This window comes from Acinetobacter sp. GW821-FHT09D10 (assembly GCF_059416285.1).
Genome location: NZ_JBWKOW010000001.1, coordinates 1,131,955 through 1,156,456, shown reverse-complemented (window position 1 = coordinate 1,156,456; position 24,502 = coordinate 1,131,955). Strand labels below are relative to the sequence as shown.

At 32.9% G+C, this 24,502-nt stretch carries 23 protein-coding genes; 14 read left to right on the top strand and 9 right to left on the bottom strand.

The window, feature by feature from the left end; genetic code table 11:
- Positions 1-86 precede the first annotated feature (86 nt).
- The gene (locus AC07M3_RS05420) at positions 87-1,010 is read left to right on the top strand and encodes a hypothetical protein (protein ID WP_494566763.1); all 924 of its coding nucleotides are present in this window, start codon (positions 87-89) and stop codon (positions 1,008-1,010) included.
- Between the two features lie 56 nt (positions 1,011-1,066).
- On the opposite strand, the gene AC07M3_RS05415 is transcribed toward AC07M3_RS05420, so the two are convergent.
- On the bottom strand, positions 1,067-1,276 hold the full coding sequence (locus AC07M3_RS05415; RefSeq protein WP_494566762.1) for a hypothetical protein: 210 nt from the start codon (positions 1,274-1,276) through the stop codon (positions 1,067-1,069).
- 545 nt (positions 1,277-1,821) lie between these two features.
- Between AC07M3_RS05415 and AC07M3_RS05410 the strand changes: the two genes are divergently transcribed.
- From AC07M3_RS05410 to AC07M3_RS05380, 7 genes are all read left to right on the top strand, one after another.
- Positions 1,822-2,082, top strand: coding sequence for a hypothetical protein (locus tag AC07M3_RS05410; RefSeq protein ID WP_272382387.1), 261 nt, complete (start codon positions 1,822-1,824; stop codon positions 2,080-2,082).
- 103 nt (positions 2,083-2,185) lie between these two features.
- Complete coding sequence (locus tag AC07M3_RS05405; protein WP_494566761.1) at positions 2,186-2,335, top strand: hypothetical protein; 150 nt, start codon at positions 2,186-2,188, stop codon at positions 2,333-2,335.
- Positions 2,336-2,350: 15 nt separating this feature from the next.
- Entirely contained in the window at positions 2,351-3,421 is a 1,071-nt protein-coding gene (locus AC07M3_RS05400) for a J domain-containing protein (RefSeq protein ID WP_494566760.1), read from the top strand.
- Between the two features lie 3 nt (positions 3,422-3,424).
- A complete protein-coding gene (locus tag AC07M3_RS05395) occupies positions 3,425-3,673 on the top strand; it encodes a hypothetical protein (protein ID WP_494566759.1) in 249 nt (82 codons plus the stop codon).
- Positions 3,674-3,776: 103 nt separating this feature from the next.
- Entirely contained in the window at positions 3,777-4,898 is a 1,122-nt protein-coding gene (locus AC07M3_RS05390; protein ID WP_494566758.1) for a hypothetical protein, read from the top strand.
- A gap of 94 nt (positions 4,899-4,992) precedes the next feature.
- Complete coding sequence (locus AC07M3_RS05385) at positions 4,993-5,286, top strand: hypothetical protein (RefSeq protein ID WP_494566757.1); 294 nt, start codon at positions 4,993-4,995, stop codon at positions 5,284-5,286.
- Positions 5,287-5,341: 55 nt separating this feature from the next.
- Positions 5,342-6,379: a DUF932 domain-containing protein gene (locus AC07M3_RS05380; RefSeq protein WP_494566756.1), complete on the top strand. Its 1,038-nt coding sequence runs from the start codon at positions 5,342-5,344 to the stop codon at positions 6,377-6,379.
- A 265-nt stretch (positions 6,380-6,644) separates the two neighbouring features.
- Here the strand turns inward: AC07M3_RS05380 and AC07M3_RS05375 are convergent, their stop codons facing one another.
- The 4 genes from AC07M3_RS05375 to AC07M3_RS05360 form a co-directional block, all read right to left on the bottom strand.
- Positions 6,645-7,892 carry a serine hydrolase gene (locus AC07M3_RS05375; RefSeq protein WP_494566755.1) on the bottom strand — a complete coding sequence of 416 codons (1,248 nt, stop codon included), beginning with the start codon at positions 7,890-7,892 and terminating at the stop codon, positions 6,645-6,647.
- Between the two features lie 119 nt (positions 7,893-8,011).
- Positions 8,012-9,376, bottom strand: coding sequence for a TolC family protein (locus tag AC07M3_RS05370; protein WP_494566754.1), 1,365 nt, complete (start codon positions 9,374-9,376; stop codon positions 8,012-8,014).
- On the bottom strand, positions 9,373-11,502 hold the full coding sequence (locus AC07M3_RS05365) for a peptidase domain-containing ABC transporter (protein WP_494566753.1): 2,130 nt from the start codon (positions 11,500-11,502) through the stop codon (positions 9,373-9,375). The genes AC07M3_RS05370 and AC07M3_RS05365 overlap by 4 nt, the downstream gene beginning before the upstream one ends.
- A gap of 3 nt (positions 11,503-11,505) precedes the next feature.
- Positions 11,506-12,777, bottom strand: a complete 1,272-nt coding sequence (locus tag AC07M3_RS05360; protein WP_494566752.1) for an HlyD family secretion protein — start codon at positions 12,775-12,777, stop codon at positions 11,506-11,508.
- A 137-nt stretch (positions 12,778-12,914) separates the two neighbouring features.
- Here AC07M3_RS05360 and AC07M3_RS05355 point away from each other — a divergent pair, with 137 nt between their 5' ends.
- Genes AC07M3_RS05355 through AC07M3_RS05340 form a run of 4 tightly spaced genes read left to right on the top strand, consistent with a single transcriptional unit; the run spans position 12,915 to position 18,032 of the window.
- Positions 12,915-14,354 carry a radical SAM family RiPP maturation amino acid epimerase gene (locus AC07M3_RS05355; protein WP_309953671.1) on the top strand — a complete coding sequence of 480 codons (1,440 nt, stop codon included), beginning with the start codon at positions 12,915-12,917 and terminating at the stop codon, positions 14,352-14,354.
- Positions 14,355-14,375: 21 nt separating this feature from the next.
- Positions 14,376-15,278 carry an LIM domain-containing protein gene (locus AC07M3_RS05350; protein ID WP_309953669.1) on the top strand — a complete coding sequence of 301 codons (903 nt, stop codon included), beginning with the start codon at positions 14,376-14,378 and terminating at the stop codon, positions 15,276-15,278.
- Between the two features lie 15 nt (positions 15,279-15,293).
- Positions 15,294-16,595, top strand: coding sequence for a radical SAM protein (locus AC07M3_RS05345; protein WP_494566751.1), 1,302 nt, complete (start codon positions 15,294-15,296; stop codon positions 16,593-16,595).
- Between the two features lie 9 nt (positions 16,596-16,604).
- On the top strand, positions 16,605-18,032 hold the full coding sequence (locus AC07M3_RS05340) for a hypothetical protein (RefSeq protein ID WP_494566750.1): 1,428 nt from the start codon (positions 16,605-16,607) through the stop codon (positions 18,030-18,032).
- A 7-nt stretch (positions 18,033-18,039) separates the two neighbouring features.
- On the opposite strand, the gene AC07M3_RS05335 is transcribed toward AC07M3_RS05340, so the two are convergent.
- From AC07M3_RS05335 to AC07M3_RS05325, 3 genes are all read right to left on the bottom strand, one after another.
- Positions 18,040-18,444 (bottom strand): PH domain-containing protein, encoded by a 405-nt coding sequence (locus tag AC07M3_RS05335; RefSeq protein WP_494566749.1) that lies wholly within the window; start codon positions 18,442-18,444, stop codon positions 18,040-18,042.
- Position 18,445: 1 nt separating this feature from the next.
- Entirely contained in the window at positions 18,446-18,865 is a 420-nt protein-coding gene (locus AC07M3_RS05330) for a PH domain-containing protein (RefSeq protein ID WP_309953664.1), read from the bottom strand.
- 394 nt (positions 18,866-19,259) lie between these two features.
- On the bottom strand, positions 19,260-19,505 hold the full coding sequence (locus AC07M3_RS05325; protein WP_494566748.1) for a hypothetical protein: 246 nt from the start codon (positions 19,503-19,505) through the stop codon (positions 19,260-19,262).
- Positions 19,506-19,604: 99 nt separating this feature from the next.
- Between AC07M3_RS05325 and AC07M3_RS05320 the strand changes: the two genes are divergently transcribed.
- Positions 19,605-20,069, top strand: coding sequence for a hypothetical protein (locus tag AC07M3_RS05320; protein WP_494566747.1), 465 nt, complete (start codon positions 19,605-19,607; stop codon positions 20,067-20,069).
- On the opposite strand, the gene AC07M3_RS05315 is transcribed toward AC07M3_RS05320, so the two are convergent.
- Positions 20,055-22,790: a UvrD-helicase domain-containing protein gene (locus AC07M3_RS05315; RefSeq protein ID WP_494566746.1), complete on the bottom strand. Its 2,736-nt coding sequence runs from the start codon at positions 22,788-22,790 to the stop codon at positions 20,055-20,057. The genes AC07M3_RS05320 and AC07M3_RS05315 overlap by 15 nt on opposite strands.
- A gap of 659 nt (positions 22,791-23,449) precedes the next feature.
- Here AC07M3_RS05315 and AC07M3_RS05310 point away from each other — a divergent pair.
- Positions 23,450-24,502 (top strand): ComEC/Rec2 family competence protein, encoded by a 1,053-nt coding sequence (locus AC07M3_RS05310; protein WP_494566745.1) that lies wholly within the window; start codon positions 23,450-23,452, stop codon positions 24,500-24,502.

The following is a 24,502-nucleotide window of genomic DNA, read 5'->3' as shown; positions in this document are numbered from 1 at the left end:
ATGATTTTTGCAGTGGTTTAAAGATCAGCACAATAAAAAAATATTGATCAGTACTTCCTATGAAATTAAATACAGGAAGTCAAAACATGCACCCAATTACTCTAACTCGATATGAACATGAGGTTGCTCCGCGTTTGGAACAGGATATTCATAAACTCTATTTGAGTATCTGCTTTAAACGCGGTGGTGAGTATGATGCCCAGTTCTGGCGCTCTCATTTATTCGACTACTTTTTAGACTGGTCCCAGATTTGCCTGATGCCTACACTAGAATGTGGACACTGGATAAATTATTTCAGAATGTGCTTCCACGCGAGTCAAAGAGAGCTAAATCTGGTTGGTTTAAATCTCACTCTTAATCAGCAAGAAGCTGAGCAGTTAATCGATCTGATTTTAGTTAAATTACGAACAATATTTTCTGCCCCATCATTTCTGGAAATGATTGAAGATAAAAATGTAAAGCATGCCAAGAGAGTAGAGCATTACCAAAAGGCATATCAACAAGCAACTAAACATCATCATGAGTTAAACAAGGTTAATCTTTTTCTAGGGTACTTGCCGGGTTATACGTCTGTAACCTCTATTTTTAATGTGGCCAAAGATATACGTCAGTTTGAACTATTGTTGGGTCAATATGGCTATTTCCCCTTTGATTATCTCTTCCAGTATCAGCGCGTTGTTCAACTTGCTGAAAGCGGGGAGTACGGGATGCTATTCTCATTAACTCTTAATGGCTATATTTATCAGGAGAATTCTGCGCTATTGATGCAAATCGCCCGATTATGGAACTTTGTAACGAAGTACCGAGGGATGGTGGTGAACTTGAATGAAGCGATTACAGAGCAAAGCCATCCGTTTACTGAAATGTTTGCAGCATTTAATGATGTAAGTGATTTTGAGAGGCTCTTGCAACAGGACTTTTTTAATGTAGATGCAGACTCAATGAATGTCAGAATCTGGCCGCATGGTTTCAAACGATTCCATGGAAAAGGATCTCGTCAACCTTATTAGGCTTCATCTGGGAATAGGGCTGTTGATCAGCCCTAATCGCGGGCTTAACTACAAAGCTACTTTTTTAACTGCAAAGCAAGATTATGGGCGAATGCATGAGAAATTGACTCTGCTACAAAAAACTCTTGTGGTGGTGCAAAATCTAAAGTCTGTTTACGATAAAGCGTCTGTTTTCCTGTCTGTTTGTCTCTAAAAATAAACTCATCCTGTGCATGAGAATATTCTTGTCCATACAGGGGACCACCAAGACACTTTAACCGAAGCACTGAAACATCCTTAAATTTGCTTAATGGTTAGTTTAATAACTTAATCTATTAAAAAACAATAATAATCACTTGACGACTTAGTCGATAGATCATTGACACCTTAAATATTGCACATTATCCTTTGCTTGCTGGCCACATTGCCAGTATGGTTTTGACAGACCATTGTGTAAGACCGCATCAGATTATTCCTTCTGAGGAGTAATTTTATGTGTACCTCTCGTTCCCTCCCGTTGCGGTAGGACGGGAGAGGGACACCTATGGTGTGCTGGAGTCTTACCCAGTCTGTCAACCCTTTCTCGTTCTGCCACCATAATTCTAAATTAATGCTTTGGCAGAACTCCAAATATAAGGAGTTGGCTATGCATATTCTTTTTATACATCCCGATTAGTTTTAATCGAGTTCGATGAACTTCTGGTTTCTCAAACTTTAGTTTTTTTCGTCTAAAAATTTAACTTAATAAATATGTCATGTGAGATACATCGTGGCAGGGCTTCTTATTGCCTAAAAAAGCCTAAGCTCCATGACTATGTCACTGGATATAACGATGAAAAATAAAATTTTGATGGGTGTGGTGAGTGTCAGTGTTCTGATTCTAAATGGTTGTTCTTCCCAATTTGAAAAGGGCGTCAAGCAGGGCTGTTACAACATGGGTGGCAGTCGTAGTTACTGTTCATGTGTCTATGAGAAGGTTGAAGAACACTATGGTCGCAAGGTTATGCGCCAGATTGAGCGTATGAGCTATCTCCCAAATGACCTAGACCGTGTGATGTATCAGTCAGGTCAACAATGCGTGGACAAACTCTAACACCAGATATTTAAAGCCTTAAGTAAATCATTGAATCACTCATTTCCTGTTGCTGATGGGCAACGGGAAAGGGGTTATGCAACTCAATTTAGGAATATTGATCATGAAACATCCATTTTTTACCTTCTATTTTACGATTGTCATTGGTTACTGGCTGTATTGCATTTGGGAATATCCGGGTTATTACTCTGGTGCTTATTTACTTGGTCGTGCGCTGGTCTGGCCGGTTATCTTTATACGTTGGTTCTTCTAGGGGGGGGGAAGTATCATGTCGACACGTATAAATGACCTGCTCCAGAAGAGCCAATGGGTGCCCTTGTTGAGGAGCAGCGATAACATTTATTTTGCGCCAGTCATTCCTAATAAAAAGTTACAAGGTGCCATGAGTTATTTACCTCATGGTGTAAACCCCAATGATGTCTTGATACTGATTGATGATACGGTATTTGGCAGTGCCAAAGTTGGGATGTGTTTAACCGCAAAGGGCCTATTTTATAAAGCCAGTTTTGAAGATGAACAGGCTTATCTATTTGAACACATCCAGAAGGTAGAGGCTGATATTGGCATCATGACCAGTTCTGTTCTGATCAATGGTCATGATGAGCTGAGCTTTAGTCAACTCGATAAAGGTGTGGTTCGTGCTTTAGTGGCATTCCTAAATGAATGTTGTCAAGGCAAACAAGCAACCAAGCAAACGAATGTAAATATTGATCCTGAGATGCAGATCATGATTGATCTGTTTGCCTATTTCATTATCTTTAGTGTAGGGCAATGGAATATCCGATCGAAAGAAGCTGTATCCGATCATTTTACTAAATTGAATGATAAGGCAGTGCATCAGTATGTCAAAAAGCTACTGAATGAACAGACGCGATTTGATTATGAAGACTTATTGCATCGTCTGGCAGACCTGAAAGATAAGCTGGCCTATAACTTCCGTAGAGAGATGATTGAGCAACTGGTCTATGCCATGGCATTAGGACAAGTTGAGCAGAATCAAGCTGATCTGTTCATGACTCATTTATGCCGTGTAACCAATGTCTCTAGGGCTGTCTTTCCAGACCTCGTCAAAATCATTTATCAATGTATGGTAGGGGAAATGAACCAGAAAAAAGCTTCTGATCTGACCGAGCAACAACGACAGGCCTGCAAACTTCTTGAGATTCAGCCCAAAGTTCTTACCGAGCAAACCCTTCAAGCTGCCTACCGAAAAAAGATGGCAGATTTCCACCCAGATAAATACCAGACCTTACCCGAGTCAGTACAGCAGCTGATTGAACAACAGGCACAGCAGATCAATCAGGCCAGAGCTGTATTAAAAGCCTATCTGGGAGTGTAGCCGATGAAGATTAATATCAAACGGCTCAAACGGCGCTGGAAATGGTATGCCGCTTATATCGTGATTTTTATCCTGTCCTTTGCTTTGTTCTATGCCTACGACCATGCTCAGGATGAACAAACCGAGCAGATGTTGAAAGACATTAAAAGTCATTCAGTCACTGTTGATGATAGCGCCCTAACCACTATGCATAGTGAACAGGAAGTGCCTGCTTTGAATCAAGCTGACCTTAATCAGGAAAACCATAAATAAAAAAAATTCAATTACACATTACCCCTGTGAAGAAGGTACTGATCATGATGGAAATCTCCCGATCAGTCTTACCAATCACGTGAATAAATTCAGAGGACTTACCATGATGAAAAAACAATTACTTTGCTGCTGTATTGCCAGTGTTTTATTTTTAGGTGGCTGTTCAAAAAAAGAGGAGCCTCAAACGGCGCAGGATGAATATAGTGATGTCTCCGGTTCAGTTGAGAGCGAGGCTGAAACCGAAACTGGCGTACTTTCACCAGTCATTCTCTCTAAAACAGCAGTTCAACCTCTACCGTTAATCGATGGTGATATTCTGGGTAACTTCCCGGATGATGATTACCGATATGCGAGTCCAGCCAGATTTCCACTCAACATTGTTGAAAGACGGGATGATCAGGATACTCATTCATTTGACCAGATTGCTGCGATATTAAAACAAAACCTGAAATTACGTGACGATCAGATTTTAGTGATGGGACGTGAAAGCGGACCTATGGAAGGGTTGGATCAGGTACTGTTTGATTTAACCAATGATCAGCTCTACCAGTTTGCCAATAATCTGGCGATCAATTATGTCCGTATGTTAAAAACACCGATCATTAAACCCAAAGGTGAATTTGAAACCACGGAACAATACCAGTTACGTGTAGAGCAGACAAAGACAGAGTTAGAAGCTTATCAGGTTGATTATGATGTTAACCTATTGCAGAACGCATTGAATAAAGCCATGCGTCGGCTTTATATCAAACAGGGATTTGCAAATCCTGATTATCAGTACGATGCCGATAAAGGGATTCTGACTTTAAAACTTGAAGAGAGTGCCTCATCCCGAAGACTGGAAACCTTATTAACCTTACCTATGGCAGCAGCAGATGCACAGGAACTGGTCAAAGGTTCAGGCTGGGCCCGAGCTTATATCATGGACTTTAAACAAAACCACTTAAAAGTATCAGGGGTGTTGTTCTTTAAGTTCCGTTCTCATATCACCCAACAGCAACGGGTAGGTGGTGAATCGCTCATCTATACCCAAGTGTATAAACCACTTAAGTTTGAACAGAAATCAAGTGATACATGGGTAGAGCCGAACATTGATTTTGCAACATTACCATTTCAGGATGTATTGAACTCACCAGCGAACCAGTTTGAATTTGGCTTAAAGCATTATCTTTCAGCAGAGACTCATACCAAACAGTGGGAAGCAAAGCGTCAACAGGCTGAATAGTAGCTATTTCACTTGATTTAAAACTTACCCATAGCAGAGGACTTGCCGATCAGGCTGGTCCTTTTTTTATGCCGTTTATTTAAGGAGGAACTACATGCATCAGTGTCCTTACTGTCATTCATTACACATCACCTTACTGCGCCAGACTGAGCCATCTTCGGGCGTATTTACAAAACTTTCATCATTCTCGCCGATGTCTCTGGCAGCCGCTTGTATGCAGTTATCAAAACGTAGTCCCGTTCATCCTTTGGTGGGGGGGGGTGTGGGCTTGGTTATCGGTGGCATGTTTCTGCTCTACGTTCAGCACCAAGACAATATGGTGACGCTGTTTTACCAGTGTGAGCAATGTCTGGAACATTTTGAAATCCAGCAATCAGGCTTCGCTTAGTTCTCATCATTTACAACATTCAAATTATTGAAATCACTTAATAGGAAAAACAATCATGGCACATCAAATAGAAACAATGGCATTCGTTGGTCAAACCCCTTGGCATGGTCTGGGTAATCAACTCACTCAAAATCAACCAATAGAAGTGTGGGCACAACAAGCAGGTATGGACTGGCGAATAGAGTCATCTAATGTCAGTTATATGGCAAAGAATGAACGTGGGCAAAATATCCTGATGCCTTATGAAGATCAGCGAGTGCTTTATCGTTCAGATACTCATGAACCGCTCTCGGTTGTGAGTCAGCGTTATCAGGAAGTTCAGCCGATGGAGATTCTAGAGTTTTACCGAGACCTGACAGAGCAATCAGGTTTTGAACTGGAAACAGCGGGTGTCCTCAAAGGTGGACGTAAGTTCTGGGCATTGGCGAGAACAGGGCAATCGGCAGCATTAAAAAGCAAAGATGTCAGTAACGGCTACATTTTGTTGGCAACAGCATGTGATGGTACGTTAGCAACCACGGCGCAATTCACTAGTGTTCGAGTGGTATGTAATAACACTTTAAGTATTGCGATAAGAGGACAAAACAGTGGAGAAGGTGTAGTGAAAGTACCCCATAGCACCAAGTTCGATGCAGAGAAGATCAAGCAACAGTTGGGTATTTCTATTAAAAACTGGGATGAGCATATGTATGAAATGAAGCAATTGAGTCAAAGGAAAGTGACCCATCAAGAAGCGGAAGCTTATTTCGATGCAGTGTTTAATAACACGACGATGAGTACTATAGATCAGGAAGAAAGTATTATTCAGTATTACCTTAAAGCAGCATCCATGGACAAAAAATCAAACTCCAAATCTGAACCAAATGGTCGAGCCATGTCGAAGGCTATGGAAATGTTTAATGGACAGGGACGGGGAGCAGAGTTAAGTTCAGCGAAAGACACAGCTTATGGTTTACTTTGTAGTATTACCGAGTTTGTTGATCATGAGCGCCGTGCGATGAGCCGGGATCATCGATTAAATTCAGCATGGTTTGGGATGGGAGCGACAATTAAGCAGAGAGGATTGGAGCAAGCTCTTACAATGGTTGGGTAGAGTGGCTAAATTAGCCTAAGTAATAGCCGTATAGTATAGAGCCTGTTTTTTAAGCAGGCTCTATATTTTTTAACTTTAATTTATTATATTTGCTCTAAATACTTCTAAGCCTTATCTATGGTTAAGAGAAAATAAGTATGGATAATTATAATAACGATATTAAGAAGAATGCTCCGTATCGAGCCTTTAAAGATAAAGATATAGTCCTCAAAATAGTTCCAAGATTCAAGCCAAATGATCACGTCTTACAATTAAATAATTGAGCTCATTTTTCTACAGTACTTAATGTTTGGAGAAGTCCGATAAATTGTAACGCCAGTTTAGATTCTGGCTGTTTGTCATCTCCATTTGCAGTAAAGACAACACAAACATCTTTTCCTTGAAGAGTTTGGCCTATAAAAGAAAAATTGAGAACTCCATTTTCTGACCCACCTTTAAAACCAATTTTTTTCCAATTTAAGTTTTTAAAAAGAGGATTATGAATATTATTCAAAGCAGGAGCATCTTTAATACTTTCGAGAGTGGCGCAGATTTCATTAGTTGTCATATACCATTCAGCTTGTTGCCATGTTGCTGTTTTAGTAATGTCATCAATATCGGGTAATGGCAATTTGTCTAGTCCTAAAAGGATCTCATTTTTCCCTTTTTGATTACTAGTACTATATTTAGCCCTAAGCTCATCATTATTAGAAGAGATCAATTGGAAAAATTCTCTAGTAGTCAAAAGAGGAGAATTTCTAGGAGAAAAAATTTCAATATTAGATTTTTTAAGTAAATGTATAAGGTTATCAGTAGCTGTATTGTCACTTGATTGAATCATTAATTGAGCAAGTATTTCTAGATTTATAGGAGTTTTAGCTGGAAGCATTTGCAAAACCCCTGATGGCAATGAGCGACTATTTTCTTCAAGTAAAATAACATCATCACGTTTAATTTTTCCTGCCTTAATAGCTTCTTCATAAGCTTTGAGAACTAACAATTTAAAAGTGGACCCGACAGCCATAGGAGTTTTATTGTTATCAGCAAAAATTGGTTTTTTATCTATAGTGATTAAAAGAGACTTGCTACCGATGGCAGAGTCTTGTAAATTTTTAATTGCTTCATCTAATTTAACATTAATGAATTTTGGTGAACCGAACCAAAGTGTACTTATTTGATTGTTATCATCAAAGCCAATCGTAACAGGTACTTGAGCTTTTTCAAAATAAGCAAAGCCTTTACCATCTACTACATCTACCGATTTTAATACACCAAATGATAACTTTAGTTCAGCAATAATTTTTTTTAGTTGCGGTGCGGGAACTTGTTCTAAAAAAATAGGACTGAATAAAGATATGTTTAAAGGTTCTTCATTAAAAATTAGTAAAATTTTATTTGATGCTAAATTATTTGTTGATTGTGTTGCTGCTAAAGAGTTAGTGGCAACAATAGGGGAAACAGACATGACCATAACTCCTATAGCAAGAAATAATGCTCTAGTAGTATACATTTTTTTTAATATCTTTCTCTTCATTTCTAGTCTTCCCAATAAAAAGTTAAGTTTATCGTAACTTTACAATAAGAACAAAGTATCAAACAGGCTCTTAGAATATACTTCACAACAGTAAATCAAATTTACTTAATTTCAAATAACTAATAAATATCCTTAGTATCAAGCATACCGATAGAAGTAAGGAGCTTGTAGCGAGTTATTATAAAATTATTTAATGAATAGTTGTAATTCTCATTGGCCTCAATGAAAACATTTTGTGAATTTAATAGTTCAATAATATTCCCAACACCATTTTTATATCGACCGGATGTAATTTCTACGTTTGCAAACGCATTGGTTTTTAAGTTTTCAAGTATTTGTAAATTTTTTTCCTCATTTTTTAATTCATAATAATAATTAATAATCTCTAAAGATAAATCTTTTTCAGTAAGTTTTTTTTCATTGAATGTTTTTTCCAGTTGGTTTTCTGCTTCAATTTTTCTATAGTGATTCTTAAATCCATTAAATAATGGGGCAGAGATTTTTATACCAAAATCAATTGTATTATCAACACTTTCGAAAGGAACAGCTCCTAAACGATTGTTATTTAAAAAGTCAGAGGTAATATATACTTTTGGGTAGTTTTCTGACTTAATTACTTGTATGTTATGTTTGGCTGAGTCTATTTTATAATCTAAACTTATTAAATCTGGATGTTTTTCTTTTGCTATATTTATTAATTCATTAATTGGTTTTATTTCTAAGTATTTATTAATTTCAATTGGTTTGAGAGAAAATTCTTTTTCGATAGGAAATCCCATTAGAAAGCCAAGAGATCTCATATTTATTTCGATTTGACTCTGAGTTTCATTTCTTTTTGAAATTATTTTTAAAACATTATTATAAGAACTCAGAACATCAGATTTATTATTTGTACCAACATCATATCTAGTTTGCGAAATTAATAAATTTTTTTTTGCGATACTTTCACTTTGAATTATAGATTTTAAATTTTCATTTAATAATAAAATTTTGTAGTATCTTTCAATAACATCCATTGAAACTTTTTGAATGCTAGAGTTGTATTGAGCAAGGGAAATATTTAAAAGATCTGTTAATAATTTATTCTTGGAGTTTTTATATCCAAAATCGTAAACTAATAGGTTAGCTTGTAAGGATACTCCATATCTCTCTGAATCAGTTTTATAACTTAATTGAGGAGCATCCTTAACTTTATAGTTCGATTTCCCTATATTGTAATTACTTGACAAGTTTAATTGAGGATAATAATTAGATTTTTCAATATCTATTTGTAAAACCTTGTTTTTAACCTCAGTCCATTGAATCTTTAAGTAAGGGTCATTGCATAAAACATTCTCAATTGCCTGAGATAAGGCTATATCAATTTCTTCTTTAGATTGACAAAAAGTACTACTTTTCATGTCTTGAAAAATTTGAGGGATTGTCTCACCATGTGAAAATGATGAAGAAACTACAAAAAGAGAAATATAAAAATAACGCATCATTTATTTGAAATATCCTTAACTAAGATGTCACTGATAATTTCTCCGTTTGATAAAGTAATAACTCTATCATTGGAATATATAGTTTCTGGACGATGAGCTATTATAATTTTAGTAATATTTAGTGATTGAATATTATTATTAACTTCTGCCTCTTTAAAAATATCTAAATGACTTGTTGCTTCATCAAGAAACAAAATTTTTGGCTTTTTATAAAGTGCTCTTGCCAAAAGTATACGTTGCTTTTGACCCCCTGATAAAACACTTCCTAGTTCACCGATCAAAGTTTGATAGCCCATTGGCATACGTTTAATATCTTCATCTATAGCTGCAATTTTTGCACATTCTTCAATTAAATTTTGATTAGGATTGGAATCAAAAAAACTAATATTTTCAATAATTGATCCAGCAAATAAAATATCATCTTGAAGGACAACGCCTATTATTTCTCGAATAGGGGCGAGGCCTACAAGATCGCTTTGTTTATCAAATATTGATATATATCCAGAGTTTTTATTTAAGATACCTATTATTAAATGCATTAAAGTTGTTTTTCCACAACCAGATGCACCTGTCAACGCAACCGATTGACCTTCAGGAACTTCAAGATTTAAATTTTTAATAATATAGGGTTCGAAATCTGAATACTTAAAACTAAGATCATTAATACTTATAGCAATATTATTTTCTACAGAAGAAGAGTAGTCTTGTAAGTATAATTTTTCTGGTTCAGAAAAGACTATATCAGCTAATCGATCAACTTCAACTCTTAATGTTTTAATTTCAATATATTTTTCAATCAAGGAAGAAAATCGAGTGATAAATTGATTTTTATAAGCAATAAATGCCATAAAAATACCGACAGTAAAAATACTGTCTATAACTAAAGAGGCTCCAAGCCAAATAATTATAATATTCTCAAGCCCAAAAATAATACCATTACAAAATCTAAAGAAAATATGAAATTTTTGTGTTTGAAGGTTAGCATTAATTTGATTTACTAGTAAATTAAGCCATGAAGTTTTTCTGGACTCTTGATTTTGAAAAAGCTTAATAGGTTTTGTTCCACGTACAGTTTCCATGAAATGACTATTTTGCTTTGCAGCATGGATAACTTCAGATGCTAAGGCATTCTTCAAAGGTAAATACGATAAAAAACGTAATAAAGAGTATACTAAAATAGCAACTAAGGATACAAAAGTTAATAAAGGACTATATAGAAACATTAAAATTAATGTTAATGTTGCCATTAAGCCATCAAGGATTGCTTCAAAAAAAGTCGAAGTCAATGTTCTTTGAATATTATCAATAGAATTAAATCTTGAAACTGCATCTCCTAAACTTCTTTTCTCAAAATATGAAACGGGGAGATTGATCAGATGATTAAAAATATTAACACGCCATTGAATATTTATGTGTGTACTCATATGCAGCATAAACCATGCTCTGACTACTATTATTAATTGTTGTAGTATCAAAAGTAGAGAAAAGCCAATAATCAACGTAATTAAAAGACTTCTATCATCTGATAAGATTACATAATCGATTACCCATTGAAGTAAAAGGGGTGAAAGTAGTGTAAGCAGCTCTAAAGTAAGTGCTAAAAATATAATTTGAGAAAGTGACTTCCAAAGACCTTGAATATTACCAACTATGTCTTTAAGTTTTAATTTGCTTAAAAATTTATCTTTCTTAAAATCAGCATTTGGCCAAATTTCTAAAGCAATACCTGTAAAACTACGGGAAAAATCATCTAAAGAAATTATTCTTCTTCCAAATGCAGGATCTATAACAATAACTGTGCTATGTTGAACTTTTTCAAGAACGATAAAATGATTAAAATTCCAGTGAATTATGCAGGGAAGTTTTAATTGAGTTAATTTATGGAGTTCTAATCGTATTGGACGCGTTGTTAAGTTAAGATTATTTGAAATATGAATTAATTGATTCAGCGTACTTCCTTTTTGAGATATATTAAATTTTCTTCTTAAGGAGACCAAATCTGTGGTGTAACCATGATAAGCTGCAATAATTGTAATGCAAGCTAAACCGCATTCTGACGATTCAGTTTGTAAAATAATCGGTAAGCTTTTCCTAAAATTTAAACTTATGTAGTCGGTAATTTTCATAGTTTATATATTTTTCTCATAGATACTTAACAGTGGTAAGAATATCCACTCATATATATTACGAGTTTCTAAAAATATATCAGCGTCTAGTGTCATACCAACTTTCAACGGCGTTTTTGTCGCATAGGTACTCATACTTTGATTTTGTATTTCAACTTTTACAATGTAAACATTTGCTGTTTTTAATTTTTCTAAATTTATTTGATTGGAATTAGGTAATTCATTGATATTCATTGTACTTTTTGAGATAGAGGAAACTCTGCCTATTGCTTGACCAAATTTTTGATAAGGAAATGCGTCATATCTTAATTTAACGATCTGGTTGGTTTTAATAAAACCAATGTTTTGAGGAGGAACATATAAAATAGCTTCTAAAATAGAGTCTTTGGGAATAATAGCAGCTACTGGTTTATTAGTTGTTACTTGTTGCCCAACTTCAGTTGTTACAGAAGTAATTGCTCCATCAGCTGTAGCTTTAATAGTAAATTCTCTTTGTGATTGATTATCAATAATTTCCTGTTCAATGTTAGTCAGTTGTTTGTCAATATTTATTAAATTATTTTCATAATTAAGATGTATGGTCCTTAGAGTAGAAATTTTGTTGTTTAACTCCATATTCTTTGAAATTAATTCACTTTCAAAATTTTTTAAGTTTTGCTGCATTTGTAAAAAGATATCTTTTTTACTCTGAAATTCTTCTTTCGAGATATAATCCTTTTTAAATAAATTTTGATATCTTTCGTAGTTTTCTTTAGCTAAATAAACTCTATCTCTTTGTTCTTTTATATTGTTTTCTATTTTAAGTAATTGATTTTTAATAGACGAGATATCATTTTTAGTTAGTAAAATATCATTTTCCAGATTACTATTAAGTTTATTCTTTTCTTCGTTATTTAATAGTTTTCTTAATTCAATTTGCTTCAGTAGTGAATGATTCTTATCTTCATTTGAATAAAAGTTAAGAGTTGAAACAGTAAATAATTGGTCACCTTTGTTTACAGCCACATCTTCAACAATAAATTTTTTTTCGACATTCCCATTATTTTTTGGGTAAATGTAAATAAGGCCTTCCTTGGGTAATAATTGTCCATGCACAGTTGCTCTTTGAGTAAATTTTCCAAAAATAACAAAACATACGATAGCAATACTAATAGAGCTAAACGCTATAGTTAATGTCTTAAAAGATGCAGGGCGAGAAAGAATAACTTTACCTAACCATTGCGATTCTTGTGCTTTGATAGCTTCTTTTCTAAAAGAAATTTTGCGGTTGCTCATTTCTATAATAGGGATTAGATGATTCAAGTATTTGGAGAATATAATACTATAATTTTCATTATAATGACTATTTATGTAGATAAATTTAAAAATAAATGTAAGATATATATGTAATGTTAGTTCTTTTTGGATTTAGGATGATAGATTCTAGCGTCATGAAGCTTGAAAGCTCATACTCTAATTTTATTTGGTCTTTAGATGAAGATGATAAAAAAAAGTATTATTTAACAAAGCGTTTTTTAGAAATTTACACTGGAAATGACCAGCTGAGAAATATCATTAATATGGGAGTACCTTTAGAAACTCTTGATAATAATTTTAAAGATACAAATCTAACTTTATCAGACTTTTTACCTATATTTGATACCTCAATAGTACCTACTGATTTAGAAAAGACAGAGATAGAAAAAAAGTGGCCATATGCTAATATTTGGTGGCGATATGTTGATACAGTACAAGACTTTAGAAAAAAAATACTTGAAACAGGATCAACTAATGGTTTGAACAATCTCTTTGATGTCTGGCGTCAACGTCAAATAAATAGAACTGCTTTTGAATTAGGTCCCAAAGGTTCTGGAATAATTCATGCACCAATTGCCTTTGAATTATCTGATGGTTGTTCAGTCGGTTGTTGGTTTTGTGGTATTTCGGCTGAAAAATTTAAGGGGCATTATTCATTAAAAGAAGATAATGGCAAAGAATGGAAGGAAATACTTCATGCAACTAAAAAAATATTAGGTAGTGGGATGAGGTCTGGTTTTTGTTATTGGGGAACAGATCCTTTAGATAATCCTGAATATTTAGATATTTTAAAAATATATGATGAAATTGTTGGTGTAGTTCCACAAACTACTACTGCAATTCCTTTAAAAAATATTGAATTAACTAAGAGTGTGCTTGAATTTTGGAAAGTTAAAAAAAATTATCCAATAAGATTTTCAATATTGACAAAAGCTATTTTGCAGAAAGTTCATGACCAATTTACTGCTGAAGAATTATTCGGTGTGGAAATGGTTTTACAGAATACTGGAGCAATGCATGAAACAAAAACAGGAGCTGGACGGGCATATTCTGCTGAAAAGGAAAAAACATTTTTTAAAAGTACAAAATCCAAGAAATCGAAAAAAGTAATGTCAGATGCGACTATTGCATGTGTTTCAGGCTTTTTAATTAATATAGTAACAAAAAAGATTCGTTTAATAACACCGACCTTACCATCAGAGGAATGGAAAGATGGTTTTAAAGTTATTTCAGAAAATACCTATTCGGACCCAGAGAATCTACATGAAATAATGATTGAAATGATAAATACGCATATGTATTCTAAAATTAATCATTTAGGAAAAATAAAATTAAATAATACAATTAGAATTACAGAAGATGAAAATGTTTATTTTGAAAGTCCAAATGTAAAAATGCAATTTTCTTATTCAAAAAAAATTTTAGATTTAATTTTATCCGGTAAATATTCAGCTTTAGATCTAGTATGTAATTTGACTGAAGATGGAACAAATCCTTTAGAGACTTTTCATTTAATAGATTTCTTATGGATGAATGGTTTTATTGAAACAGAATGATAAATCTAATTTGGAGAATTTATGAGTATTAATAATTCTGAATCTGAAAAAACTTTAGCTCTTTATGATATTAAAGAACTGAAAAAAGTTTTAGAAGATGATTTTAGCCTAAATGCTATTTTGAATATGAGTAATCATAATTTTGGTACTAATTTTTCTAATGAAGAATTAATAAAGTATATTACGGCCGAGCTAAATAAAGCAATTACTGCGCAAAAATATGCAGTTAAAGGAAATGACGATTCATGGGTTGAGATTTCATTAGATGATCCAATTTTACAAGGGGTATCTGGTGGAGATGATGATTCTAACCTGATTAATATTAATACCACTACTAACGTAAACCAATCAGTTACTTTGAATATGATGGTTTTTGCTGTTTTAATCATTATCATGGTAGTGGCATTAGCACAAAATGATGGTGGATTTTGTTGTTTCCCTAGAAAAACTTCTGTAAGAAAAGTTGATGGGACTAAGACTTCGATTAAAGATATTAAAATTGGAGATAAATTAGCCGCTTTTGGTGGAGGACAAAATACAGTTATTGAAAAAATTATTTGTCATGTTAACCCTGGTGATAAAATTTATCAAATAAATGACCAGATAGAATGTACCTGGGAACAACTATTTTTAAGTGTTGAGGGGATCTGGTTAGCAGTAAATTTAGACGGGTACAAGTTATATCGTGAGTTAAAAAGAATATCAAACCCTGATTTTGGTCTTTCTGATGAAGATATTAAACAAATATCTGTGGGAGATCAGATATATTATATGGATGAATTAAAATATATTGAGAAATTTGATTATAGGATAGTAGATCAAAAAGAAACATTATATTCATTTGTAGTTGATGGTAATAAAACCTTTTATGCGAATGACTACTTAGTTGAAAGTCAGGTAAATAAAATACCTACTAATGTATAAGAGGAGCTTGTAGTAATGAAACCTATAGTTATAGAGCTCTTGGATATAGATGGTAGCAAAAAAAATCTTATTTACGATGTTCAGAGAAATTTACTTCTATGGGAGAGTGATAATTCTGAGGTTTCATTAAGTAGAGTTGGCCGGAAATATAAAATTCCTGACGAACCGTGGGAGCATTATACACAAAAAAAAATTAGCCCAATTTTACCAGGTTTGAAAAAGGGCCCCTTTAGATTAGTTAAAATTCAACTAGGTTTAAGTTGTAATTTTAAATGTGACTATTGTGCTCAATCTCCAAAAGAAAACTCTTTAGAGGTAAGGAGAGGGGCAAATAGAGAAGAAAGGGAAAATTTTGTAAATAATCTTTTAAATTATTTACAAGTCGATGAGCATGTCATATTTGAACTTTGGGGAGGAGAGCCTTTTCTTTATTGGGAAACTTTTAAAGAAATTTCTGAGAGTCTTTTAATAAGTTTTCCTTTTTGTAAAGTTAGAACTACTACTAATGGCTCTCTCATAAATCAGGAAATTTTTGATTGGATATTAAGAAGTGAAAGAGTTGAAATTATACTAAGTCATGATGGGCCTGGAACGCATCGTGATCAAGATGTTTTAGATAATCACTATATAAGAAAATTATATACTGAGTTATTTAAGCTTAATAGACATTTAAAATTTAATTGTGTATTAACTATTGATAATTTATCAGTAGAAGAAATAAGAAAATATATCGCAGATAAACTAAATACCTCATGTGAGTATATATTACTTTTAACAGAAGGTTTGGCTATGCCCATTAAGCAGGCAGTTTCATTGCCTTCTTTGCTTGACCTGACCGGACTATATAGAGAAATGATTGATGGGAATTCTTTGTTTATTTTTGGCAATGAACTTCAGGATTTTTTTGACATAATATCCCAGCGTAAACCAAACGTCTGTGTCGAGCAAAAATGTGGGTTAGACAGAGAAGATGTAATCGTAGTCAATGTTAAAACCCAAGATATTGTTACTTGTCAGAATACCTTGCCTGAAGGAAGACATAAATTAGGCAATCTTAAGGAAATCGAATCTGTCCAACTTAATACAGCTTATCATTGGAGGTCACGACCTAACTGCGAAAACTGCCCTGTGTTGAATTTTTGTAGAGGCTGTTGTTTGTATTTAGAAGGTGAGAGTTTCAATAGAGCTTGTTTATCACAGTTTTATTATAGATTGCCATTTTTTTCTGCCGCTTTATATTGGATAACAGGGTTAACGCCTATAAAAATGAAAAGTTTTATGGGTGAAATAGATTTGTCTGAAATGACCTTGAGTTAATGAAATTATATGAAAGAAATTGATATTTTTGTAGAACGTTCTGATGGGCGAATATGGCCTGTACCTGGTGTATATGCCTCTAAAAAGGATTTTGAAAATGAAGGGTTTAAAGCTAGTGTGCATGATACTTTTTTAAATATTCCTGATAAAGTGATAATTGAATATTTAAATAAATTTCAGAATAACTCTTATAAAAAAATTATTGTTTTTATTGGTGGATTTACATATGAAAAGGTTTCACCATTAACAAAACAATGGTTTAAACTAATTAATAATAAAATGAAAGATTTAAAGAATAAAATTGATCAAATAGAAATTTCAATTATTGGTTTTTTTGCAGATTTTATTGATGTTAAAGATTTTTTTGATCAAGCTGATTATGTATATATAAATGGTTATGATTCTTTCTTTAAATTTATGTCTGATAGGGTAAAATTAAAAACTACTTTAGATCCATTGAAACGGAAAAATGCAGATTATCTTCCTGCTAATGGATTTATTTGGCGCTCTAAAAATCTTATGATAGATATGCCCTCTTTAATTTGTCCAGTAGGCTTATGTGCAAATTGTATTTATGACTTTAAAACCTGTACGACTTTTAAAAAAGCAAAAGAATATGATTTAGAGAATGACTTTAACCACCTATATGAAGAAATTATTAGTACAGATTTACCTTTAAATTTAGCGCTCACAGGAAACTCTTTAACGCTTTCTAATGAGAAAATTATTCTTACATATCAAATGCTTGAGAAGGTATCGAGGAGAGGGGGTTTTGAATTACATCTTGATGTGAATTTCCCGCAATTTTTTTCTTTCGAACAAGCATGGAAACTTGTTGAAGATAATAATATAGGATCTTTAAGGCTGGTTATTCCTGCTTTAACTAGAAAGGGGTTACAGTTATATGGACATTCAAATTTTGATATAGAGTCATCATTATTAAAATTAAGAGAAATTGTAGGGCGTACTACATTTATAATGGTTGAACTAATTATAGGTCTCCCTGGTGATACTATTGATGTTATAGAAAGTAAAATATCTTATTTAGAAAGTTTTGTTGATATTATTAATATACAAGTTATTTCTATCCATAAAGACTCTAAATTAATGGATCATTCTGATTATATAAAGATTTCTGAAAATCTAGATATGTGGGGTAACTGTGAATGGGAGCTGCCCGATGTGTCAAGGAGTGAGCTTGCTATATGGTTAGATAATTACCAAAAAGAGAAATTAAATTCTATTATTAACTTTAATTACTCTTCATTTACTGAGGTTTTACATGCTAGTAATAATAGATTTTCATCATTTGAAATTAGAGAAAATCTTGATAAGTTAGAAAATAATAAGCCGAATTGGCTTACTTCTAAACTGTTTTTGGATCGAATAGAGCTGAATAAAGATTATGTTAATGCTTATCTTGAAATTCTTAAATAGTATTATTTTATCTTTTTGAATTTAAATGGCGGATAAACTCTTGTTTGTTGGTGGGTGAAATTACAATATTTTTTATCTGTTTTTTATTTTCATAAATTATTATGATTCTATCTAGAGATAATGCCGGTGATGATGCAAGAGTATTTGTTTCTTTAATACTTTTTATATTGTTTATTGGTATTCTCCAGCTGAAAATACTGCTCCTTACTAATAATATATTTTTGTCGATTTTATAGTGTGTGGTAAACAAAGGATGCCATATTAGTAAAGTAATAATAAGTAGCTTAAAATTATTTTTAATACTTTTGTTTTTTTTAAGATAATATGTTTTAAAAATGAAAAATAGATTTATGGTTGATAGTAGTATTATTAACCATAAATCTATTTTTGAATTAAATACAAGGGTATTCATTTTATTTTAAATTTTCTTTGTTTAATGTTTTAATAAATTCATCCTTTTCTTTGGGGGAGATCATTATTGTTTTTAAATATCCAGTATCATCAAGATATTTTATTTTTAAACGATCCAGTGATAGTGCTGGAGCTGATAACGGATTATACGTTTTTTCTACACTCTGTATGGATTGAATTTTAATTTTCCATTTAAGAACCGTACATTTTATAATAAGATAATTTTTATCTATGGTGTAATTGGTGTTAATGATGGGTGTCCAAATTAACCATAATAATATACTATAAATTATAATATCAAAAAAGTTATTTTTAATATTGTGAGTGGATTGTAATTTTAAAATATCATTAAGTATATATATAGTTACACCTAAAAATATAACTAAAATCCACCAGTCTACTTTTGATTTAAACTTGTTCATTGCTCAATGTTCATGTTTTTCCTTAAAATACCATTTTTTAGAGTTTTTAGTCCATTACTATTTTTTTAATTTTTGTAAAGAAAAGGTTTTTAATTGAAATTAAGGCATTAGATATATATTAATATATAAATTGTAAAATTTTAGTAATAATTTTTTTATATTGGTAATATATTATTTTCTCAAAAAATAATTTTCTGTGAAAAATGTTATTTTAAATATTTGATGGAATAATATGACATAGATTTACTATTTTTGAATGCTCTTAATTTGATTGGTTGCCTTTATTTGAAATCTATATGAAAATTATTATCTATCTTAAATACTCGACAAAAATACAGAGGATAATCAGTCTTGTAGGGGGAACTTAAAGTTTTGAATGTAAAGGAGTGAAATTCTAGTCATAGTCAATAATAAATTTTTCATTAGTTTTCGGATGAATAAAAGTTTTTTCACCGTATGAAAAATCTATAACCTCATTTTCATCATCGATACGTAATACATCTAAAGCCCAAATAGCTTTCTTTTTTAATTCTACTTCATCAGGTCTGTATTCTGAAAAAATAGTAATGTTCACAACTTTTCCAGTTGGTGAATAGGCTTTTAAATTAAGAATATATCTAGGCGAAAAGTTTTCTTGCATTAGTAAATAGCATTAAAAAGATCAAAATAATTTTACCTAATTGAATCATAATGCTCTAATAAGTTATTGTAAGAATATTTTTTATTTGAAAATAGATTTATGTCGATCGTTAACATAAAAAATGATGTCCTCGAATTTCTACATGGATTTTATAAAATTGACAAAGACGATTTTTATTTAGAAGTATTGTCTTTATTTCCTAGAGCATGTTGTGAGTATTCTTCAAGATTGTTGGCTCGATTTCTGATAGAGGTGAAAGGTTACGATATTACAGATATTTTAATGATAAAAGGGCAGTCTATCGTAGATGTAGGTCAATTACATTTATGGCTTAGCGTGAGTGGAGTTATTGTGGATCTAACTGCAGGGCAATTTAAGGTAGCTGAAAATCCGATAATAATTGATGCACCCAGCTCTTGGCATCATAGAACTTTCTATGAATTGGAAACATATAGTCCTTCATTAGACTTCAAAGATTATGTTGATGATTTTGGTGAACTAACCTTAGAAAAGGATTATTTAATGATAGTTCAACATACTTGTCAGAATTCAACGTTGCTTTAAACTCTTAGTATAATCGCAAGCTGGATAGCGATCACAGCCCAAAAAATTACCAAATTTTCCTGTCTTTTTCCATAAACGACCTTCTTCACATTTGGGACATAACCATTCAGGTGGTATATTTCTATTGATTGGTTTATGTTCATCCTGTGGTATATAGATAAATTCTTTAAAATTCTGCTCTTTAGTGATTTCCTCAAGGAATACTGAATTACGCTCACCTATGAGAAAGACTTTTTCTTTCGCTCGAGTCAGGGCAACATAAAACAGACGGCGTTCCTCAGCAAAAGCATGTGCCTCTGGTTGTGGCAATACTATATTTAATAATGGATCATCTTCTTTTTCTGAAGGGAAGGCACTGTTACCACTGTTTAATCCGACGAGAATGACATAGTCTGCCTGTAAGCCTTTGGAAGAGTGAATTGTTTTAAACTCAATGCGACAATTTTTAAGAAATGGCAAAAGGTTATCTAAATTCAGTTTATTGTGGTTATAGCGACCTAAAATATAAATAGATTTTTTACCTTCAGAGTTTGTATTAGCATTATTGATTGCTGTAAGTGTCTTAAATAGGTATTCATGAATCTCTTGTGTCTTCGTTAAAAAGCTTATCTCAATAACTTTATTACTTGTCTTATCAATGGCATTCACTACTTTTTGAAGTTGAGATTTATTTTTTTGGATAAAACCACTGGCTACATTGGCAATACCCTGATTTGAACGGAATGTTTGGGTCAGCTGTGTCTGCTTAGTAGGGCCAAAGACTTTTTCGAATTGAGTAAAAATACTGATATCTGAGCCTGCAAAACGATATATGGCTTGCCAGTCATCTCCAACACAAAACAATTTTGCTTCAGGCACCTGATTCAATAAGGAGAGAATGAGTCTAGCTCTAGCCTGTGAAGTATCTTGGAACTCATCCACGATAATCAGCTTAAAAGGACTTTTGTATTTGTTTTCATTTATTAGTTGAGCAGATTCAATCAGTAAGTCATCAAAGTCATATTCTGTATTAGTTTTTAATAACTGGTCGTATTGTTGATAAACTTTGGAAAATAGTTCTAAAAAAAGGCTTTCCCGTAGGCTGAGTAGAGGTCTGGCTAATAAATCAGCCATATTGGTTTGATTAGACTTATAATGGTTTAAAAAACTACCATAAAGCTCATTGCTCCCATATTCAAAGATGGACTGTGCTTTAGAATCGATCTCTGCAAGACTACGAGGTCTAAATTCTTGTCCTCGTGATTTAAGCTCTTGTTCCAATTTTTCAAAAATTGAACCTGTAATAAACTCATGGAAGGTTGTAGTGATTAAATCAGTTTTATATTGTTTATGGATTTCTGATTTCCATTTCATGTCATCTAGATACTTTTGCCCAAAGTGTGCAGGTGGCTTACCATGTTGATCTATAGCGTAGTGTTCAAGATATAGATTTATTTCAGGTAGGTAAAAATCGGGTTTATATTGGCGGTGGTTTTCATCAGCTGTATCATGTTCATAATTTTTTTCATAATGATAGGGAACTCCTTGACTGTATAACCAGTTTGCTATGGCTTTTTCACCATGTGACTTAACGATTTCTCCCTGATAGGTTTCGAAGCCATTCTTGAATCTATCAAATGATCGTTTTTGTGCTTTTTCCCAATCATTTCTGGTTTTAAAAGCGAAGGGGGATAACGGTGGTCTTAAATAAGCAGTTTTAAATAAAAGATACTTTTCTTGAAATTCTAGATCAGTTTCAGTCAAATTTTGAATAATTCTATTTAATAGTGGCTGAATCCTCACTGCATCTTCAGAAACTGAAGGGCTTTTACCTGTTGCTCTACCAATTACCTTAACACCAAATTTATGAAAATTAAGGGCTTCAACACCAGTATTAAATTGAGCGAGAATATCTTTTAATCTAAGGTTAATACGTTCATTGAGTTCTTCTCCTGCATTTTTATTGAATGCGAGGACTAGAATCTCCTCAGGTTTGTAGAGCCCTGTTAATAGCGCATAGCCCACTTTCCCAACAATCGTGGAGGTTTTTCCAGAACCTGCAGCTGCAACCAATAGATTGCGATCCTCAAAGATGATAGAGGAAATGCGCTGTTCATTAGTTAGAGGGGTACTTTCCACCTGATCAAAAAAACTTTTAAATGCTTTTAACTCGCTTTCAACTAAACATTTATTTTTAGCGTCAATGGCGTAGTTTGCTTTGATTGGCAATTCAATAAATTGTCGAAGTTGTTCAAACAGATTTTGTAGATCAGCCTCAAATGCAAAAGAGCTATCTCGTTCTATGAGATTGCTAAACTTTTCTACCAAAGATTTTACTCTCTCTGTTAAGTCTGATCTAAATAGACTACATAGGCGATGAGATAAGTAAATATTTTGTTGGATAAAATTTTGATACTCTTTTAAGTATGGCTTTAGTATTTCCTTAATCGTATCCGCGTTTTTCTTATTATTTAGAAACTCAATATCATCTAGTAGATTTGATTTTAGAACTTTAGCTTGTGAATTGAAAACACCTTTAAGTACATAATTTTGTTCTGAAGTAGATAGTGTGACAGATGACCAAATCCAACCACTTTGAATATTTATATCAAGTATTTCATCCAAGGTAAGGTGAGTGGTTTGTTTATTGAGATCTAGCTTTAATTTTGGAAATGTGTAGCTTAATTCCCAGTTGGCAGAACCCGTAAAAATATAGCTAAGTAGACTGGGTTTTAAATCCATAATTATCTTTTTCAGAATTTTTAACGTTAAAAAATAGAATATATTTTAGTATATTTTTATTAACATCTCTAAACAAAGTTTTTGGTTTAGACGAACAAAAGTTCAAACTCTAAAATTGGGGAAAATGATGAATAGAGTAAACAGTCCGGATTTTACCAAGAAGAATTGGATCAGATCACGTGACAAGGTTGTGCCAATTTGTTAGTTTAATTAAAAAAGGTTTTTAATTCATGATCATATTAATAAAAGAATCTTCATGATGGAAACTTGATGAACACTATATCCAGCCTTTCTTGTGATCTCAATCTCATTAGATTAATTTATCTTTTTTTGTAGATTATTATAAACAGTAGCCAGTTAAAGGGGTTGTTTTTGGAAGTTTTTTTATATAATTTAGATAAATAATGAGTAGCGTTTATATAATTGAATGAAAGTAAGATTTATAAATTTCTTAAACAGATGTTAGTTGAAGCTCTGCAAACTAACATGTTGTTCTGCGAAATAAGTATCTTGTTATTAAGTTAAAAGCTATTTAATTATAATAAAAAACCATGAATTTAGTATTGCTATCTAATAAAACTGAACATCATGTTTAGATGATAATTCTATCGGTAAATAACAATGAGCCGATGGCGTAGAATGTTTATACAGAGAGAATTATGGCTATTATTGTTCGTATCCTCAAAGCTAATCATGGGGACTGTATATTGGTTAGTCATGAGGGGTCCTTGAGTGCTTTCAACATATTGATTGATGGTGGACCTTCGATGGCCTTTAAGCATGGCCTCAGACAACGATATAAGGGAGCACTTTGCAAAGTGCTCGATGATCTGAAAGAAAAGGGGCAACATGTAGATCTGGTTATCTTAACTCATATTGATGACGACCATATCAAAGGACTGATCAATGCTTTTGAAGATTCTGAATATTTACCTCAACTAGTGAAAGCAATCTGGTTCAATTCGTCTCGATTGATTACACAGCATTTCAAAGTCCCTGAGATTTCGGAGAATAATATTCTATTGGCCGATGATTCTCCTCTAACAAGCGTGCAACAGGGAAAAGACCTTGAAAAATTGCTTGATGAAATCCAGTGCGTACGAGCACCGCCTATAATGGCTGGGCAAGTATATAATGTAGGCCCATTCACTTTGAAAGTGTTGTCACCTGAACGAAGTCAGCTCGAGCGACTTTTACACAAGTGGCCAACTGAGGTTGAATCAGGTACGACCTCATCGCATGACAATGATTATGGTCTTTCGTTAAGCGAGATATGGGCAGAGGATAAGTTTGTATCAGACCCATCTATTTATAATGGGAGCTCTATTGCATTTCTTCTTGAATCTGATGGTAGAAAAATGCTTTTCCTTGGAGATGCACATGATCAAGTTGTTGCAGGTAATATAAGAGCATTAGGTTACAGCGACACTAATAAGCTTAAACTTGATCTCGTGAAGATTTCACACCATGGTAGCCAGTACAATACGAGTAGCGAAACTCTTTCATTGCTAGATTCACCATGTTACGTCATTTCCACTGATGGAACAAAACATGGTCTTCCTAATAAGAGGACTATTGCGAGAATCATTAAAGCAACAAATGGTAAGATTTTTTTTAATTACAGTCATGTGATTCCACCGCTACTTTTACCCGATGAAGTTGAGAGTTTTTCTTCTCGTTTAGACGTGCTTGATGAGGAGATCAAATTTTAA